General features: G+C 43.5%; 20 protein-coding genes and 1 tRNA gene. 13 read left to right on the top strand and 8 right to left on the bottom strand.

Features of this window, described 5'->3' with window-relative positions; translation table 11 throughout:
• Positions 1 to 6 precede the first annotated feature (6 nt).
• Positions 7 to 735: a hypothetical protein gene (locus RID09_RS10930; protein WP_446335973.1), complete on the top strand. Its 729-nt coding sequence runs from the start codon at positions 7 to 9 to the stop codon at positions 733 to 735.
• A 113-nt stretch (positions 736 to 848) separates the two neighbouring features.
• Here the strand turns inward: RID09_RS10930 and RID09_RS10925 are convergent, their stop codons facing one another.
• The 4 genes from RID09_RS10925 to mazG form a co-directional block, all read right to left on the bottom strand.
• On the bottom strand, positions 849 to 1,496 hold the full coding sequence (locus RID09_RS10925) for a Uma2 family endonuclease (protein WP_446335972.1): 648 nt from the start codon (positions 1,494 to 1,496) through the stop codon (positions 849 to 851).
• Between the two features lie 449 nt (positions 1,497 to 1,945).
• Complete coding sequence (gene ribBA, locus RID09_RS10920) at positions 1,946 to 3,616, bottom strand: bifunctional 3,4-dihydroxy-2-butanone-4-phosphate synthase/GTP cyclohydrolase II (RefSeq protein ID WP_446335971.1); 1,671 nt, start codon at positions 3,614 to 3,616, stop codon at positions 1,946 to 1,948.
• Between the two features lie 81 nt (positions 3,617 to 3,697).
• Positions 3,698 to 3,823, bottom strand: coding sequence for a hypothetical protein (locus RID09_RS10915; RefSeq protein WP_446335970.1), 126 nt, complete (start codon positions 3,821 to 3,823; stop codon positions 3,698 to 3,700).
• 18 nt (positions 3,824 to 3,841) lie between these two features.
• Entirely contained in the window at positions 3,842 to 4,702 is an 861-nt protein-coding gene (gene mazG / locus RID09_RS10910; RefSeq protein ID WP_446335969.1) for a nucleoside triphosphate pyrophosphohydrolase, read from the bottom strand.
• A gap of 371 nt (positions 4,703 to 5,073) precedes the next feature.
• On the opposite strand from mazG, the gene RID09_RS10905 reads away from it, so the two are divergent.
• On the top strand, positions 5,074 to 5,433 hold the full coding sequence (locus tag RID09_RS10905) for a hypothetical protein (protein ID WP_446335968.1): 360 nt from the start codon (positions 5,074 to 5,076) through the stop codon (positions 5,431 to 5,433).
• A 42-nt stretch (positions 5,434 to 5,475) separates the two neighbouring features.
• Here RID09_RS10905 and RID09_RS10900 read toward each other — a convergent pair whose 3' ends face one another.
• Positions 5,476 to 5,991 (bottom strand): DUF6653 family protein, encoded by a 516-nt coding sequence (locus RID09_RS10900; protein ID WP_446335967.1) that lies wholly within the window; start codon positions 5,989 to 5,991, stop codon positions 5,476 to 5,478.
• 21 nt (positions 5,992 to 6,012) lie between these two features.
• On the bottom strand, positions 6,013 to 6,576 hold the full coding sequence (locus RID09_RS10895) for a metal-binding protein (protein WP_446335966.1): 564 nt from the start codon (positions 6,574 to 6,576) through the stop codon (positions 6,013 to 6,015).
• Positions 6,577 to 6,621: 45 nt separating this feature from the next.
• Here RID09_RS10895 and RID09_RS10890 point away from each other — a divergent pair.
• The 8 genes from RID09_RS10890 (at position 6,622) to RID09_RS10855 (ending at position 12,482) form a co-directional block, all read left to right on the top strand.
• Positions 6,622 to 6,693, top strand: a tRNA-Val gene (locus RID09_RS10890).
• A gap of 172 nt (positions 6,694 to 6,865) precedes the next feature.
• Complete coding sequence (locus RID09_RS10885) at positions 6,866 to 7,600, top strand: nickel/cobalt transporter (RefSeq protein WP_446335965.1); 735 nt, start codon at positions 6,866 to 6,868, stop codon at positions 7,598 to 7,600.
• 34 nt (positions 7,601 to 7,634) lie between these two features.
• Positions 7,635 to 8,111 carry a hypothetical protein gene (locus RID09_RS10880; protein ID WP_446335964.1) on the top strand — a complete coding sequence of 159 codons (477 nt, stop codon included), beginning with the start codon at positions 7,635 to 7,637 and terminating at the stop codon, positions 8,109 to 8,111.
• A 275-nt stretch (positions 8,112 to 8,386) separates the two neighbouring features.
• Entirely contained in the window at positions 8,387 to 8,962 is a 576-nt protein-coding gene (locus tag RID09_RS10875; protein WP_446335963.1) for a Uma2 family endonuclease, read from the top strand.
• Positions 8,963 to 9,084: 122 nt separating this feature from the next.
• Complete coding sequence (locus RID09_RS10870; protein WP_446335962.1) at positions 9,085 to 9,225, top strand: hypothetical protein; 141 nt, start codon at positions 9,085 to 9,087, stop codon at positions 9,223 to 9,225.
• Positions 9,215 to 9,850 (top strand): hypothetical protein, encoded by a 636-nt coding sequence (locus RID09_RS10865; protein ID WP_446335961.1) that lies wholly within the window; start codon positions 9,215 to 9,217, stop codon positions 9,848 to 9,850. The genes RID09_RS10870 and RID09_RS10865 overlap by 11 nt, the downstream gene beginning before the upstream one ends.
• A gap of 40 nt (positions 9,851 to 9,890) precedes the next feature.
• Positions 9,891 to 10,328, top strand: coding sequence for a hypothetical protein (locus tag RID09_RS10860; protein ID WP_446335960.1), 438 nt, complete (start codon positions 9,891 to 9,893; stop codon positions 10,326 to 10,328).
• A 3-nt stretch (positions 10,329 to 10,331) separates the two neighbouring features.
• Positions 10,332 to 12,482, top strand: a complete 2,151-nt coding sequence (locus RID09_RS10855) for a nuclease domain-containing protein (RefSeq protein WP_446335959.1) — start codon at positions 10,332 to 10,334, stop codon at positions 12,480 to 12,482.
• 149 nt (positions 12,483 to 12,631) lie between these two features.
• Here RID09_RS10855 and RID09_RS10850 read toward each other — a convergent pair whose 3' ends face one another.
• The gene (locus RID09_RS10850) at positions 12,632 to 13,405 is read right to left on the bottom strand and encodes an ImmA/IrrE family metallo-endopeptidase (RefSeq protein WP_446335958.1); all 774 of its coding nucleotides are present in this window, start codon (positions 13,403 to 13,405) and stop codon (positions 12,632 to 12,634) included.
• A 15-nt stretch (positions 13,406 to 13,420) separates the two neighbouring features.
• On the opposite strand from RID09_RS10850, the gene RID09_RS10845 reads away from it, so the two are divergent.
• The 3 genes from RID09_RS10845 to RID09_RS10835 all read left to right on the top strand — a co-directional run bounded on the left by RID09_RS10845 (position 13,421) and on the right by RID09_RS10835 (position 14,854).
• A complete protein-coding gene (locus RID09_RS10845) occupies positions 13,421 to 13,549 on the top strand; it encodes a hypothetical protein (RefSeq protein ID WP_446335957.1) in 129 nt (42 codons plus the stop codon).
• 267 nt (positions 13,550 to 13,816) lie between these two features.
• Entirely contained in the window at positions 13,817 to 14,314 is a 498-nt protein-coding gene (locus tag RID09_RS10840) for a helix-turn-helix domain-containing protein (RefSeq protein WP_446335956.1), read from the top strand.
• 195 nt (positions 14,315 to 14,509) lie between these two features.
• Entirely contained in the window at positions 14,510 to 14,854 is a 345-nt protein-coding gene (locus RID09_RS10835; protein WP_446335955.1) for a hypothetical protein, read from the top strand.
• 159 nt (positions 14,855 to 15,013) lie between these two features.
• Here the strand turns inward: RID09_RS10835 and RID09_RS10830 are convergent, their stop codons facing one another.
• A complete protein-coding gene (locus RID09_RS10830; protein ID WP_446335954.1) occupies positions 15,014 to 16,066 on the bottom strand; it encodes a D-alanine--D-alanine ligase family protein in 1,053 nt (350 codons plus the stop codon).
• Positions 16,067 to 16,163: the final 97 nt, after the last annotated feature.

Here is a 16,163-nt window from a genome sequence, read left to right as displayed (position 1 = left end):
TGTAAGATGATCAAGACAATTCCCTTAAGCTTGTGCTTGTTGAGTGGCATCCTATTCACAGGCAATCCGGTTAATGCTGATATACCCCTAACTCAAGTCTCCAATGCATCCCCAACAGTTCCCCAAAGGATTTCCCAAGCCTCCACCTCTGCCAATGTCAAGCTGTTACTAGAAGACTTGCCAGAGGGATTTCAGGAACTCCCCCCCGAATTAGCCGCCTCACTTGCCTCTCAGTTTAGACTCCTAACCCAGCAATTCCAGCAAGCCAACCTGAACCCAGAAAATTTATTCGCCTTTGTCAATCCCGAAAGCTTCCAAATTGTTCTGGGGTTTACCAGTCCCCTGTCTAGCGAACAGGATTGGGTAAACTTTGATACCACTGTACAACAGTTACAGCAACCCGAAATTCAACAGTTGCTGGTTAGCCAACTGAAGCAACGATTGCAAGGAATGGGAAAAATAAACCTATTGGAATACAAACCCCTCCCAGAATTGAATAATTTGGCAGATACTTCCACAGGCTTTACCTTAGGTATAGATATGGAAGGAACACCTCTACAATTAGACATGGCAACCTTTCGCCGAGGTGGAATGGTTGCGTTCACTGGGGTAATGTATATGAATGGACAAATGCCATTAATTCAAGTTGGTGATGTTGCCCAAAAGCTTGATGGTCGTATTGTAAAAGTTTCGGCTCAATCCTACCCGGCTAGTTTAGCCAATTATCGGTTTTAAATCCCCAACCTACAACGTAGATATACACCCACCTGGCGTATATGTAGGGGCGGGTTTCACTATTATCTTTTTGGTTGCACAAAAGATGTGACTAAACCCGCCCCGATAAAGTATCATCGATCAATTCTCTCCCTAATCCACTTCCGAAAAGCTCTTAAAGCCGCACTAGAACCTTGCGTCAAACTCATTTGGACAAATTGTGAAACCCCCTCAATCATCGGGAAATTCTCAAAAGTAGGACTCAAAGAAGACTCAACATAATCACCCGCTTGCAGGACATTAATTTTTAAAGTTCCCTGAGAAAACTGCCATAACTCCGGTACTCCCAAAGCGGCATAAGCACTCAGTTGTGTTTTGGAGGTAACATCAACTTCAATGGCGAGATCAGGGGGGGGATCTACCGTTAAATCTAATCGTCTTTTGCCAATCATTAAACGATGATTTTGAATATAAAAACAGTTATCTGGCTCGATTCCTGCTGCCATATCCTTGCGCTTGAACGTCGTTGAACCGTAACATTCGCGGTCAATCTCCAGTTCTTCTAGCAAAATCTTTACCATGTCACCAATAATTTCTTTATCAAACTCATGTTCTGGTAATGGCATCCTAATTTCTAATTGATTGTGATAGTAAGCTACTCTAGTCGCTCGTTTTTCACCGAGTTCTTGCAAAATATCCACGAATTTTGACCAGTTTACATCAGTCAAAATAATCCGCTGTCCTAGAGGAACACTTAACTGTTTGAGTTGTAATGTTACCATTTATAGTTACCTTCGGGTTAACCTGCTTCTATTTTAGGGCAATCACTTCACCTGTCCTAAAACCTGCACAGCTCACGGGGTGACAAGCTTTTCTGTTGTGTTGAGCCGTCCTGCTTTTAGACCATTTCTTCTTTTCACAGATAGGGTCAAAGATAGCAGTTTTATCTGGGGGAACCAGCCCCCCAGACCCCCTGCGCAACGCAACGCTAGAATATATCTCAATGCTATTTAGGAATACTTAATTCACAAATTGACAATTGATAATGAACAATGGATAATGACCTTTCCTTAAAAGAAGAGGATTGAAATTAAGGAAAATCTTTTTTAATTTCTTCGTAAACGAAGAGGTCTTAGACCCAATTAATCAATTGTCAATTATCAATTATTAATTATCCATTGATAACTCTTTAACAAAGGACAAATGACATAAGACAAAGGACAAATAACCCTTACCGCTCAAAACTGTAGATTTTTTGCGTGGTTAAATGTTCAAATACACGGGAGGGACACTGATTCAGAGAGAACATTTGCCGATCAAGCTGAACTTGCAAAGTACTCAGGGGATCGACCCCGGTAGAGACGAGAAATTCTAGGCGTCCCAGTTGCGACCAGGTACTGAGTGTATCTAGAATTTTTGCGATCGCGATTGAGTAGGGATGATTGCTATCCTTGTACCAGTCGGCTTCTGCCAGGTTAGCTTGATCAAAGCCGAGGTGAACAATTAAGGACGGTTTACTAAAAAGTGCGATCGCCACAGGACGGGCTTCTTCCTGTAATAGTAAGTTATGGCTTTGGGCTAAATGTCGCAGTTTTTCCAGTCGTTCATACCGTTCCGTCACCGGTTGGGGCGCATCTAGCCAATGAATTCCCACAGTAACTAAATAGGTTTGTAGCAACAGGTGACCCAGTTTCTGTGCCTTAGTTGCCAAGTAGGTAGAGTTATAGTCATTCGCTTCAATCAGCAGGGGGACGCGATCAACCACCTCAATCCCATATCCCCTTAATCCAGCAATCTTACGCGGATTATTGGTAATCAGGCGAATTTTTTTGACGCCAATATCATTGAGCATTTGCGCTCCCATACCATAGTTACGCAGATCCGCCGGAAATCCCAAGCGTTCATTCGCTTCCACGGTATCGAGTCCCATATCCTGAAGTGAATAGGCTTTCAGCTTATTCACCAAACCAATTCCCCGTCCCTCTTGGCGCAAATACACCAACACCCCTTGACCCGCCGCCTCAATCATTTTTAACGCGGCTTCGAGTTGCTGGCGACAATCACAGCGCAGGGAACCCAAAGCATCTCCCGTGAGACATTCCGAGTGCATCCGTACCATCACAGGTTGGTCTTGAAACTTTTCCGGATCTCCCTTGACAATTGCCACATGTTCTGAATTGTCCAAGGTATTGCGATAGCCATAAATTTTAAACGTGCCAAACTCCGTCGGCAATTTAGCCACCGTTTCCCGGTAGACGAAGCGATCATGTTCTAGGCGGTAACTAATTAAATCGGCAATGCTAATCAGTTTAAGATTATGCTGTTTAGCATACTGAATCAACTGCGGCAAACGCGCCATCGACCCATCGGGATTTTGGATCTCACAGATCACCCCGGCTGGGTATAAACCTGCCAATCGCGGTAAATCCACCGCCGCTTCCGTATGACCCGCCCGCTTGAGGACACCTCCTTCTCTAGCGCGGATCGGGAAAATATGACCCGGACGACGTAAATCAAAGGGTTGAGTCTGGGGGTTAATCGCAATTTGGATGGTTCGCGCCCGGTCTTCTGCCGAGATACCCGTTGTCACCCCCAGATGGGATGCTGCATCAATACTAATCGTGAAAGCCGTTTGATTGCTATCGGTATTTTTGGTAACCATTAACGGCAAATCGAGGGCATCGAGACGTTCTCCCATCAGCGCCAGACAAATCAAACCCCTTGCTTCCACCGCCATGAAATTAATCATATCTGGTGTAGCAAATTGGGCAGCGCAAATTACGTCCCCTTCGTTTTCTCGGTTTTCATCGTCAACCACCACCAAAGCGCGACCGGCTTTGAGGTCAGCTAGGGCTTCATCAATCGAGTTGAATTCAAACAAAACAGTTTCAGGCGATTCCACGTCAAAAGCGCGAGTGCTAGATCCTTAAGATTTATAGCGTGAGTTACTTTTTGATTGTATCCCGTTTATCTGGGCAAAGAATTATCGGGGTGAAAGAGTTTTTTGTGTAGAGACGTGCCATGGCGCGTCTTGAGTGCAGGGGCGGGTTTCCATAATGCTCGGATAAATTTTTTCTACCCCATCTTCCCCAGCTTCCAGACGTAGCATGCTACGTCTCTACTGCCCTTACTCTCCCATCTCCCCCATCTGTGACTGCTTTAATGCCGCTTTCGCTTGCTGCCAAAGCTGCTCTAATTCATCCAGGGTATACTCAGACAAGGAACGAGTTGCGATCGCTTCCATACCTGACAAACGCTGGATAAACCGTTGGTTGGTATCTTGCAGCGCTGTGGCTGGGTCAAGCTCATACCAACGGGCGACATTAATTAGTGTAAACAATAAGTCCCCCAGTTCTGAGAGCTGCTCCTCTTTCCCTTCTTGGTCGATTGCCTGATGGAATTCGGCTAATTCTTCCTCAAATTTTGCCCAAACCCCATCCACATCATTCCATTCAAATCCGTCTGCTGCGGCTTTTTGGGAAATTTTCATCCCTGCCATTAAGGGGGGGAGTTTCCGGGCGTATCCCTGGAGTTTACGACTCAACCGTTGTGCTTCGGCTGAAGTTTCTCCTTTTTCAGCAGCTTTGATTTGCTGCCAATTGTAACGGACTTCTTCGGCGTCTTGCACATTGACATCGCCGAAGACGTGGGGATGACGACGGATGAGTTTTTCGGTAATGCCATCCGCCACCTCTTTTAGGGTAAAGTGACCGACTTCGGCGGCGATTTGGGCTTGTAAGACAACCTGAAGCAGTAAATCGCCCAATTCTTCCGCGATCGCTTGGGGATCGCCACTGCGAATGGCATCGACAACTTCATAAGCTTCTTCAATCACATAAGGGGTCAACGTCTCCGGCGTTTGGGCAAGATCCCAAGGACAGCCTCCATCTGGCGATCGCAACTGAGCAACCACATCGATAAGCTGTTGTAGGGCAGCTAATACCGAGGCTTGAGGGGAGGTTTGGGCAGTGTCTGGGGAATTGGACATCAGGGGCTATGCAACAACCACGTAACTATTCTTAACGAAATTGTCGATTTGTGCCAATCTAGCGCTATCCTCATTCATGCCCTAAGTTTTTATTACTATGAATTCCTTGGTTTATCCCTGTAAGGGTCAAGCGCCGGGGAATTGCCATTTTGATACCCGTAATCTTGTGCCCTCGCCTAAAATCTAGCTATTCTGGTGAAGCACCTAATGAGGGATAGTTAAAATTAGCGTTTAATGATGGTGTTCGTTTTGATGATAAACTTAGGTAAATGGGTAGTTCGAGTTTCCTATCAAGGATTGGAGACTAAATCTCAAACGAAACAACCTATAGGGGGTGAGCAACGCTCACCTTTTTCTTTAATCAGGTAACCATGAATCTCACTATTGTTGATCAAAAACTCCGCATCGAACTGGAATGGTACGAGCAACTCTGGGCGTTCACCTTAGATAAAGGGTGGGAAATCCCCCTCAACCATATTACCAGTGTCACTACTGATGAACCTCCTAGCAGTTGGACAGAAATTCGCGCCCCAGGTACAGCTTTACCGGGAGTGATTAAGGCGGGAACCTACTACAGTTCTAGGGGGAAAGAATTTTGGTATGTGACTAGCGATCGCAATTACCTGGTACTAGCACTACAAGATGAACCCTACCAGAAAATTGTCCTGACGTTAGACCAAAATGAATTTTGGGCAGAACGCATTCAGCAAGCACAAGCGTCATCAATTTGAGTATAAATTCTGTTCCCTGTTCTCTGTTCCCCAAACTTAAATTTATTTGGGTGAATAAAGCCAGCTTTGATATTCAGGATTAGCGTCTTTCATATCTTCATAAAGCCATACCATGCGATCCAGAAACCACAGCTTTCCTGCATAAGTCAGCGCTGCACCAAACAGAGTAATCCAAATGGCAAGTTCAATGACGCCCCAAGCCACAAACCCTGTACCAATCGCCGCTACTGTAGTTAGGATATTAGGCATGATATGGTGTCGGGCGGGGACGGGAATTTTATCTCGATTCATCCAAACCCGTTCGCCAAATACAGCTTTAGACGCCCAGTTATCAGTCGTTTCCGGTTTAGCAAATAGGCGCGGGTTTACCCAATTCCAAAGTAACGCCACTGCAACCAAAAGCAAAGACCACCAGCCCAGCCAAACTCGACTCCAGATGGCTAGGATGAGCAAAGGTAATACAGTGTTGCGCGTCCAGACACTCCAGGGATTAGCATGACGTGTCCATGTGGCTTCATTCATCTGAAACAGTTGAGCAATTTTGTTTTCTAGGGTCATGGTTGTTATATCCCAGAAGCGTCAAGTTCGTCGATTTGAGGTTCGCTGGCGTTTGGTGGATTTACGGCGCGGCGTTTGCTTTCGACGCTGGTAGCGCTTGTAGGTGGAACTTGTCCAATCACTGACGGAGTGGAGGATAGCGCCGAGTTCTAAGCCGATAAATAAAGCAATCCAGTGGGCTTGATAATCGAGGAGCGATCGCGTGATATGTTGTTTTAACTCTTCCCCAGTCCAAGGTACAGCCTGGAATAAGTACATAATCACAAATCCTACTCCCGCCAGCGCGATGATCCAACTCCCCAGATAGAGGATACGAATCGTAGTCCCTAGGATAAAGCCGTGGGAAAAAATAGAGCGGTGGCGCATCACCTTTTGGTAGGGTAGCCAAATCCAGCGCAGCCACCCCCAGCGTTTAAAGGGGCGTGAGTAGAGATCTAAGTCGGGACTGAACATGAGTCCACTAAAAAAAAAGCCTCCAGATACGATCAGGGTTAAGTCCCCATTCCTAGTCATGATGCGGGTTACAGCGGTTATAAGGGGGAGACTCCATAAGGTAATGCGATCGTGTATTTGACCAGAGGGCATATTTTTGGTAATTTTGTGTTAATCTAAGTAAGTATGATACATACCGGGCGGTTAGCTCAGCGGTAGAGCGCCTGCCTTACAAGCAGGATGTCACTGGTTCGAATCCAGTACTGCCCATTTTTGACCATTAAAGAGCTATTTGTCAGTTTTAAAGACTTAGCGTCCAAAACTACCAATTTTTTTTGGGCATTTCAAGCTCATACCGAGTCAATGGAAACGATTAAGCGGGGGGGGGGTGTCTGTTGTATCGTTTTGATATAATCGCCTAATTTACCCACCCCGTTTTTCCATGTCACAAGCGTGTATTTTAGCTCACTTGAGTCACACATCCTCAGTACCGAACCTGATCGCATCTGAACCCACGTTAAGCACGGTTTTAGTCGGGATCGCGATCGCGTTTGGATTCGGTGCGGTTCATGCACTGTCCCCTGGACATGGTAAAACCCTTGTAAGCGCCTATTTTATTGGCTCTCAAGGCACTGCACAGCAGGCTGTTTTACTGGGATTAACCATAACCTTTACTCATACACTGAGTATTTTTCTGTTGGGTGCGATCGCGCTGTTTGCGTCTCAATACTTTTTGCCTGAACAATCCTATCCGGTGCTGAGTTTCGTGAGCGGGTTAACCATTGGTATCCTCGGATTGAGCCTACTGAGAAAGCGGCTGCATTCCCATTCCCATTCCCATTCACATTCACACACCCACTCACCCACTAGCCTTTCATCCCTGGTTAAATTAGGGATTGCGGGGGGATTAATTCCTTGTCCTTCAGCTTTGGTAATGTTATTGAGTGCCGTTGCATTACACCAGATCAGCTATGGGCTGTTTTTGGTGGGCGGGTTTAGTCTGGGGTTAGCATCAGTGTTGGTTATTTTGGGTGTCGTCGCCATTTATGCTCGCCAGTGGCTAGAGCGATTACCGCAAACGGATCAAGTGTTGCAAAAGTTATCAATTTTGAGTGCGATCGTTATCATGGTCATTGGCTTTGGTATAACATTTGTTTCAATCACTACCTCTCTATAAGGCAAAATCAATCACAACCTTTTACAGATATCCAATGAAAGTAAAACAGTTTTTTGTTGTCCTACTGGTACTTATCAGTCTTTTGGGCTTTCCCAGCCAAGCACTAGCCCATGGAGTGGAAACCAACTATCACTTAAAGATTAATTCCCTAGAAATTCAATCTGTGTTCAGCACAGGGGAAGCGTTTCAAGATGCACCTGTGATTGTCCATCCTCCTGCGGGTTCAGACTATGCGCCGATTGCAGGAAGGACAAACGAACAAGGGATGTTTGTCTTTGAACCCGATTACTCCGTCAGTGGAGAGTGGGAGGTGGAGATTGGTGAGGATAGTCATTGGGATATGTTAGTGATTCCGGTTAGCGATCGCGGAATTGATGTCGAGGCGATCAGCCAGATTCAGGAGGATCATCCTCACCATCATCATTATCTTGCCAGTCAAATTATTGTCGTGGTGCTTGCCATTGGTTGTGGCATTGGTAGTCAATTTATCAGCCATAAATTTAAGAATTAGCCTCGTAGGGGCGCACTGACGTCATTAGTATCAACTTAAGGCTGAAACCCTTATTTAATCAGAGATCCCCCCTAGACCCCATCCCCCCTAGCCCCCCTTTGAAAGGGGGGAAAAGGGGGGAACCAGAAATTAATCAAAGTCCCCCTTTTTAAGGGGGATTTAGGGGGATCTAAACTTTGAGCGGTAGTCATACAAACTCTTAAGTTGACACGGATGACAGACGTGCGCCCACAGGCAGAAAAACAGGCGATCGCAATTTTGACTTGTGACGAACAATGATTCCAATTATTATCCCACAAACCCTAAAAGTTACTCAGGAGCAGTTTGAGGAACTCGCTGCGGCTAATCGCGATGTGCGACTCGAACGAACGGCTATAGGAGAATTAATTATTATGCCACCCACTGGGGGAATTACCGGAAAACGAAATATTGATATCGCGTTTCAGCTTCAATCATGGAACCGTCAGGCTGGTTTGGGAGTTGCTTTTGATTCTTCGACAGCGTTTCGGCTTCCTAATGGTGCAGATCGTTCTCCTGATGCATCGTGGGTGAGTCAAGAACGATGGGAGGCTTTGACACCCAAACAACAGGAAGCATTTCCACCACTGTGTCCGGATTTTGCGATCGAATTGCGTTCTAAGAGTGACAACATGGAACCTTTACGCAAAAAGATGCAGGAATATTTAGACAATGGGTTGCGTTTGGGGTGGTTGATTGATGCGAAGAATAAAAGGGTTGAAATTTATCGACCGAATCGGGAGGTTGAGGTTTTAATTTCGCCTGTGAGTTTATCAGGGGAAGATGTTTTACCGGGATTTGTACTGGACTTACAGGTGGTTTTGGGGAGTTAACAGTCAGTTCTTCCTATGCCAGCCATAGATATCTACCATGATACCGTTAAAAACGCCCTCATCAACTTAGTGATGAAATACGAAGAGTTAGAGAGTTGATGAATCAGGATCAGAATGTTCCAATGTCATTAACTGATGGGTGTTTTGTCAGGATGAGTGAGTTGATCAAAGGGAGTTGTGTGTTAACCCTAGATAGCGATTTTCGGGTTTATCGGCAGAATCGGAATCAGATGATTGATTTGATTATTGCTGATGAACTATAAGATAATGGATAGGAAGGAGGCAGAAGAAGAGGGGTTGACCCATTCGGAGAACCCACAGATCTATGGGAATATGTCGAAGCATACTGAGAAAACAAATAATTATATGACAGGTAGCTCAGATAAACCTTGTGAAGCCGATAGATGGATTTATACACTTATAAAGAGACTTCCTGGAAAAATAAGTAAAAAACTTCATAAAGGAGGCTATGAAATAGAACCTTTAGTCCCTAATATTCCATGGACAGACAAAACAAAAATTGAAAAATTTATTGCTTTTGCTTGTTATGTAGATGTAGAAGATACTGATCTTAAAGAAGGTGATCATGTGACATTTAGTTGGGATAAACCTGGTGAACGACGAGCTCCACGCAAAGACGGAACACCTAGTGATCCAAAAGCTATAGAGGTAAAAAGAGAAACCCCAGAAAAGGCAGAAGAGTTAGCTAAACAAATCAAAGACGAGATAGCTACTGAACTGCGTAGACAGTTGGAAGAAAAACTGACTAAGCTCCAGCAAAGGGAAGATGAAATTAAAGAATTAAAGGATTCTCTAGATAAGCGAAACAATGAAATTGCTTATAAATTAAATTATTTACAACCTTACGCTATTGAAATTCCAATCTAATACTAATGAAACTGAACTAAAAACTATTTCAATTAAATTATTGAAAGAAAAAATTGCAGAAGTTATTCCTAAGATTAAAAATGATATTGAAAAGAATAGTGATAATGGTGATGAAGATGAACAAAATTTTGACATAAAAGATTGGAACAATATTGTACATTGGAATGAAAAATACTTTTGCAAAGGCAAACTTGGTAGACCCCTCGGATACAGAGCTAAAGAAGATTATATAGTGTTTAGTGCTGCGGCAAAAATATTAGATATTCCAAACGATGAATGTTTTGCCCATTTCCTGTTTATTAATGTGATGCCTAGGATTTTTTTCTTTGTCAGCGAAGATAGAGTTAAATTATTTAATGAATGGTTAAAAGAGCTAGATATTCAAAAGTATACTAACTACGATCCAGCAAATATCATTGATAATTTTAAGGAACAAGTTACTGACCCACAAAGACAGAATATTAACTACTGGACATAATCTATGAATTATCCAATACTTTATTTTATTGACAGTAAAGGGAGGGAACTTGAAAAAAATGAAGATGGAATCCAGTATATAAAGCAATACAATGAGCGATGGCGCGTTAGGATACAGGGAGAATCTCAGGGTAGAGTCGTACTGGATGGAAGTCCAGGGTATCCTCTCGATAAAATTAATGGAAGTAGTAATGATAATGATTGGGAATTACCCGATAACATATCATTCGAGGATAGGAAAAAGGTTACGGGTGCTGGTTACATAACAGCCAAACTACTCGACCAAACAGATAAAATTCTTTGTCAAGGGACACTTTTAGTATTTCCTAGTAATGTTACTGAGAAAGAGTTAGAGCAGATGATCAAAGAAATTGGTCAACTGGCACTTGCTACCGCCAGTTGTGTATATAGAAATCTTGAAGGAGGTCAGGGTGAAGGTTATGGAATAGAAGGTGTTGGACTAAAATGGCATCCTAGCCAAGGTTTATTAACTACTGCAACTTCTTTATTAGAGTTAGCTGAAGTGGTTAAAAACAATTGGAATGTTTTGGAAAAACGCCCATTAAAAACTTTTGTGGCTAAAGCAGAGCTAGTGAATAGACACAAGATTAAACTCTCACCACAATCTCTTATTCGAGCTAAAGTAGAACCTGCTAAGCAAAAAATACTGGCATTTGCTCATGTTGAATCTACTCAATGTCCTGAAAATGAATTTATTTGTTATGTTTTAGATGTTTATCTTAAAGATCTAGCCAATGGTATAGCCGATAGTCTTGACTCCTTGGATTTAGAAAATATTGATGAATCATTAATTTTTCAGGTACATCCACGACAGAGAAAAGAAGAGAATGAATTTAGTCAATTTAAACAACAGTCAACAAGACTAGCACGACGCCGTAATGGGGAGAGGGAAAAACTGAGGAGATGTATTCAAAAGAGAATTTTACAGCTTCGAGATTGTTCTGTTTGGGCAACTAAAGCGCGAAATTCCGAGTTTATAAAAACAGTTAATACTCCCAATGAACCACCTCCAGCATCTTGGCGATTAAGAGGATCACCTACTTACGGTTCTATCTTCACCAAATTTTATAACTGTAAAGGAAATGTTTCTCAGCTTCAGCCAATTGAGAGGGTTTTATATTTATTTAAGTGTATTTATGAAGGTCGAGTTCGTACCACTTGGGAAATTTATGAACTTTGGTGTTTTGTCAGATTATATAGTGCATTTATTTTATACGTTAATATGAAGCCTCCTCGTGATAAGGATTTTGTTTTTGAAAAGTTAAATTCAACTTCTGAAGGTCTTAAACTTCCTGATAATAGTATATTTCAATTGCAAGGACATATTGATAAAGCTAATGAAATCACGGTTTCCTTTTGGTATAATAATTGGTTCAAAGGGAAAAAGCCAGATATCAGAATTGAGATATCCATAGGAAATGAACTCAAACAATATTGCTTTGATGCTAAATATAAAAACTATCAACAACAAGGTCATAATACTTTTGTTGAAGATGTACTTGGAGTGGCAAGAGACAAATATCTTAATTATCTAAATTCAGATGCTAGTTTTATTTTACATACAGATGAATCAATAGATTATTGGGGAGAAGTTCCTTTTAATCAGATCCTTCAGAAACATTTTAATATAGAAATAAATTCTCTAGTAAATATATCAGGTAAAGATGCAAACAACTATAATAGTTATCCGTTAATTACTAAAAACGAGCATTTTTCTGATGGCTCTGGTTATAGTGGTCATAAGTATGGCGCGATTTCATTAAGACCCAAACAAGATACAGAAAGACAGCTTAAAAAGCTCATTCGGCTTTTACTGCAATATCATGGTTCCCTAAAAACAGTCTGCATTGCTTGTAGTCATCAACTTAAATACGAAGTTGAAGTTCGGACTAGCTGGATAGCCAAAAAATACAGCGAAACGGAACTTATTGATGATTCTTTAGCGTGTAATCCTAGATTGAAAACCATACTATACTGTTCTTGTAAACAATGCGGTGATTTTTGGGTGGTATCTCACTGTCAGGGAAATCGGCATCATCGTCTTCTTAAATTCAAAGACAGTTTTCACAAAAAATCGGATTTAAATTCTGATAAATGGTTATATGATTGCCCTGTCTGCGGTGATAAGCTTTGAGTCGATTCAGACGACTTACCGATTAGGTATAATGACGAGTTTATTGATATAGAATTTTAGGAGCAATTACCTTTAGCCCGATTAAGAACGCACCGCCGTGCCTTCACTTTGGCACAACAGCGCGATCGCACTCCATACACACCCGTTGATTAGCTGGCAATTTCTTCAAGTGTTTGCTCACTCGTAAACAGACGCTCCTCTAATTCAATATCGCTAATACCCAACATTTCCGCTACCCGCCGCAGGGATAACTTGTCCGCTAGAACAGCTCGATAGGCAAGTTCTAGGAAAATTCTAGGTAAACGTTTTTCCAAGGGAAGAAAGCGCCCTCCGCTCTCCTCAAAGGAAGAACTATAACCCAAGTTTTGAGATAAACGTGCGGGCTGAATCAGCTTAAAGTCTTCCTGAGAACCTGCGAGTTGATGTTCCAAATCCAATCGAATTAACATTTCTTCGTAGCTAACGCCAAAGTAGTGGGCTAGATGCACAACTTCCGCCGGATGCCTCACCCGTTTGACGCCCAAACTATGTAAACGTTCCTGCAATGCTGCTGAAGGAATCAGGAAATAAGCCGCAAATCGTTCAGCAAAACATTCCAACGGATTAGTAACTCCATGGTGACAAAGAATAGCGGGTTGGTCATGTTGATAGAGACAATGAGCTAATCCATGAGCCAAGCTAAAAGAGAGACGAGTATCAGCCGGGGCTTGGTTAATGGCAATAATATTTCCCAGTTTAGAATGAGACAAAAATAGCCCAGAAATAGCATTTTGCTCGTTGCCAAAGGGAATGGTAAATATCATTAATCCTTGAGCCTCTAAGAAGCTTCGCAAATTAACTAGAGGAGCCATTCCCAAGTTGTAGTGATATCGAGCCTTTTGAGCCGCCAATACTGCTGTCTCGGTTTCCGGCAAGTTTCCCATCTGACTTTGCCCGATATGATTGAAACTTGGGTGCAAACGAAGAAGCCACCGCAAGCAGAACTCAATACCCTAATTGAAGGCATGGCTAACGCTCAATTTAGGTTGAAACGGAGCTTTGAAGAACAACTGCGACAGCGATTATAGCGTTTCTCATCAGGATAGATGCAGGGGGTGAGGGCGCAAGCCTTGCGCCCCTACATTCACCTCTTCTGTTAGTCACTGATCAGGCTGGATTCGATTACTAATGGCAATTTGGCAGGAGAGAGCGATCGCACGCCCCAATTTTCTGGCATCCTAGAGATGATTACCTGTCCCCTAGAACAGCTTCATGCCCCTTTCCCACTGCACCAACAAAGAAGTCCCACCAGCATCTCAACCCACAGACGTTGATTGGCGTAGAGGTTTTGCAGCATGAAGCCAGATAGCAAGTACCAGCCACTCCTAGAATTTCTGCAACAGAGCAATCAAGAGGAAGTCATTCTCACCTTTGCAGAAATTGAGGAACTCATGAATGACACCTTACCCGACTCAGCACGCAAAAAACGGGCATGGTGGAGCAATCGCAGCAAAGGCGCACTGCAAGCTTCAGCTTGGATGGAAGCCGGATATCGGGTTGAGGATGTTGATTTTGAGCAGCAACGGGTGACATTTCGCCAACCTACGGCAAAACTTAAAGTTCAGCGCCTGGGTGACACTGTACTGTGGAACGCTCAACTCATCAAAGCACTGCGCCGCCACATGGGTTTAACCCAGGTAGAGTTTGCCCAAAGGCTTGGTGTGCAACAGAAAACTGTCAGTAATTGGGAAATTGGTCTATATGATCCGCCTCTGTCTACTTCTAAACATCTAGAATTGGTTGCTCAACTAGCTGGATTCAGATACGAGGAAGGGTCAGAAAATTTGGAGTAGGGTATTGACACAGGAGTAACTCGTTTACTATATTGTCATAATGGTCGTTGGAGCTGACAATAGTCAAGCCTCAACAACCCAAAAATTTCCCAAACCACCGCTATCGCTGCGCTTATTGAAGTTTAAACCTGCTCCCGTCAGGTTTGGTTTGTATAGCTACGGTTTCAACCGCCAAGCCGTTCACAATAATCTACCATGCAACCTATACGCCATCGCATCAACCCCAACACCTTCGTCATCACCCTTCGACAAATCGCCAAACACCTGAGAATCCCCCAAGAGCGCATCCTCAACTGGGAAAAATGGCATAACGTCCTTTGGGTGCATATCAAAGGAATCGGCGGTTACTTCGTCAGTTATCGCCAAATTGAACAGTGGATTGCTGCTTGTCGCACACTCATACGCTATTGTCCCAACCTCGACGCCCTTGATCGCCTGTGGCAATCAATCTGTATTGAAGCCCAACGCTATACACCAGAGGCATTATCCCGACTTGAAATAATCTACCAGCAGCGATATGTCTATTTATCCAACCGCTAAAAAACCTAAAATCACAAGCCACGGTAGTAGGGGTTTGGTAACCAAACCCCTACAGTTTCCAAATGACAAATGACAAATGACAAATGACAAATGACAAATGACGTAGCTTGCTTCTCAAGGGAAGCGAGTTCTCAACCGTTCACTTTAATGTCCACAGATTTAGGAACCGTGCCGTTCTTGGGCGAATTGAATCAACTGATCAACTAATTGAGGAAACGGCACACCAGTGGCTTCCCAAAGTTGAGGATACATACTGGTGGCGGTGAAACCCGGTAAAGTATTAATTTCATTAATTAAAACTTCTCCAGTCGCCTCCACATAAAAGAAATCCACCCGTGACAAACCCGCTGCATCTACCGCCGCAAATGCTTGGAGTGCCATCTCCTGAATCTGACGACTTACGACATCAGGTAAGGGTGCAGGAATGGATAACGTGGCACGACCTTCTGTATATTTAGTTTCATAGTCGTAGAAATCGCTGGTATAACTAATTTCACCCACCACAGATGCTTTAGGATTATCATTGCCTAAAACCGCACATTCCACTTCCCGCGCCACGACTCCCGCTTCCACAATAATTCGGCGATCATAACTGGCTGCACTATCTAAAGCTGCTTCCAATTCACTTCGCGATCGCACTTTGGCAATACCCACCGATGATCCTAAATTAGCAGGTTTAACAAAACAGGGATACCCCAACGTTTCCTCAATCTGATCACACAGTTTCGGGAAAACGCAGGGATTTGACCATACCTGAGCGCGACTCAATCCCTTATACTTCACCTGGGCGAGTCCCACTTGATCAAATACCTGTTTCATGGCAATCTTATCCATCGCCATTGCCGAACCTAATACACCCGAACCCACACAGGGAACCTGCATTAACGTTAACAAGCCTTGAATCGTGCCATCTTCGCCATTGGGTCCGTGCAAGATAGGAAACCAAACATCCACCTCAGCTACCTGAGGCGGAAATTGCCAGAGGTTTCCGTCTCCATTGGCTTCTAGAGGCGTTCCCGAAGCCAAAACCTGCTCGGCGATGTCTGGGGGTTGCCAGATACCATCTTTTTGAATATAAACGGGTAAAACCTCGTACTTATCCGTATTCGGCGGCGTACTTAATGCTTTCGCGATCGCTTGTGCTGAACAAATCGAAACCTCGTGTTCTCCTGAGCGCCCCCCAAATAGCAGTCCGATCCGTACTTTTGTCATGTTTTCGTTGATTGTTGATGGGTCAAAGACTTATCGTACTTGGTCAGGGTGAATTTCGTAATACCAAATTCGGGTTGACTCCCCTACCAATGACAAA

Source organism: Coleofasciculus sp. G1-WW12-02, assembly GCF_040219735.1.
Lineage (GTDB): Bacteria > Cyanobacteriota > Cyanobacteriia > Cyanobacteriales > Coleofasciculaceae > Coleofasciculus.
This window is presented reverse-complemented; position numbering and strand designations above follow the sequence as displayed.